Below are 431 nucleotides of genomic sequence, written 5' to 3' on the forward strand. Positions count from 1 at the left end.
CACTTAAGCTTGGTTGTACACAATCCGTTGGACAAGTCGCTGGAATACTTACGCTTTGCGTGGTTACACAACTTGTACCACTGGTAGCAGTAATTGTTAACTCCGTACCAAATGGAACGCCACTTACCGTACTTGTTGCCATGTCTACAACTCCTACACTGGCTGTAACTGCTTCACCATTGCTGATAAAGCTTACCGTATAGCCTGTTGTATCACAACTTAAATCACCAACCGTTAAAATTGGTTCTTGACAAGTCGCTGGACATTCTGGTGCTGTAATTGTTACTGTTTGCACATCACATCCATCAAAAGAAGAGGTGATGGTTACATCTGTTCCTGCTGGAATGTCTGTTATCATATTCGTACCTACAGTACCTTGGTCTGCTGTTACAGTAACTCCTGTACTCGCTACAAAACTTACACTGTATGTT

Annotated in this window: 1 protein-coding gene; it reads right to left on the minus strand. The window is 42.5% G+C overall.

Going from position 1 to position 431, the window contains the following annotated elements; all coding sequences use genetic code 11:
• The coding region (locus tag JMA43_RS13970; RefSeq protein WP_342157320.1) for a hypothetical protein at positions 1–431 on the minus strand (431 nt) is incomplete at both ends.

This window comes from Joostella sp. CR20, assembly GCF_038433465.1.
Taxonomy (GTDB): Bacteria; Bacteroidota; Bacteroidia; order Flavobacteriales; family Flavobacteriaceae; genus Galbibacter.